Below are 1,295 nucleotides of genomic sequence, written 5' to 3' on the forward strand. Positions count from 1 at the left end.
AGTAGCTCCTATGTCAATTTGCCTGCGTCTGGGGGGTTGATTGCCGGGCTTGTTCGTCGGCGATGAGGTGTCGGTAGACGACGCGGGCGAGGTGGCGTTTGAGGCAGCGTAGGGCTCCTTTTTCGGTCTTCTTCTCGGCGGTTTTGGCCTCGTAGTAGGTTCGGCCGATGCCGGGATGAGCGCGTTGGGTATTGGCGATGGTGTGCAGGGCTCGGTTGAGTTGTCGGTTACCGGAGCGACTGAGCCGGACCCGTCCGCGGGTGTTGCCTGACCACACCGGGATAGGAGCCACTCCGGCGTGATTAGCGAAAGCGGCTTCGCTTTTGAACCGAGCGATCCCGGCAACCTCACCGATGATTTTGGCCGCGGTCAGCTCGGCGCACCCGTACAGACTCAACAGGCCCGGTGCCACCGCTCGGGTGCGCACGCCGATGCGGTTGGCTAACGCGGTGATCTCCGCGGTGAGCCTGATGACGTCATCGAGTTCAGCGCGGGCGATCTCGGCCCGGATATCGTCGAGGGTGAGCAGCCAGTCCTGCAGCATCTTCTGATGCTTGATGGCACCGAGCTTGCGTGGCCCCGGAGCACGTTCGGGATCGAGTTCATGCACCAGCCACCGCAGTCGGCAGATCGCCGAAGTCCGTTGTGTTACAAGGGTATCCCGACGATCTGTCAGCAACTTCAACTCACGCGACACCGCGTCATGAGTAGCAGCGGGCAGATCCGGCTCACGCAGCACTGCCCGTGCTACCGCCAGCGCGTCGATCGGGTCGGACTTGCCGCGAGTGCGGGCGGCTTTGCGTTCCCGGTCCATCAATTTGGTCGGGACCCGCACTACTGCCTGGCCCGCACCCAGCAGGTCACGCTCGAGCAGCGCCGACATATTGCGGCAATCCTCGATACCCCACTTCACCTGGTCCCCGAACTGCTCGCGGGCCCACATGATGGCCTCACCATGCCCGAGGTGAGTCGCCCTGACGGTCTTGGTGCCCACCTGGCGACCGACCTCATCGACCGCGACGAAAGTGTGTGTGAACTTGTGTACATCGCTTCCAATGACAACCATGAAGGTTGCCTCCCATCTATCAGAGGTGACAGTTGGGCCGGTCGGCGGACACTTCTCAGTCGGGGCGGTGCCACGCTCCTATCAAGTCACGCCGGCCGGTCCTTCACACCCGGTGCCGGCACTACTGCTCCAAGCCAGCCCTGAGACGACAGACGCAAAGAGAGCCAAACACCGGGTGATCTAGACCCAACCACCGCAACGCGGCAAAGTCACAATGACACTGAGACGC

General features: G+C 62.5%; 1 protein-coding gene. It reads right to left on the bottom strand.

Going from position 1 to position 1,295, the window contains the following annotated elements:
• Window positions 1-13: 13 nt before the first annotated feature.
• A complete protein-coding gene (locus AC5Y4D_RS27265; protein WP_500038766.1) occupies window positions 14-1,066 on the bottom strand; it encodes an IS110 family RNA-guided transposase in 1,053 nt (350 codons plus the stop codon).
• Between the last annotated feature and the right edge of the window lie 229 nt (window positions 1,067-1,295).

It is taken from the genome of Mycobacterium sp. NGS67, assembly GCF_059812185.1.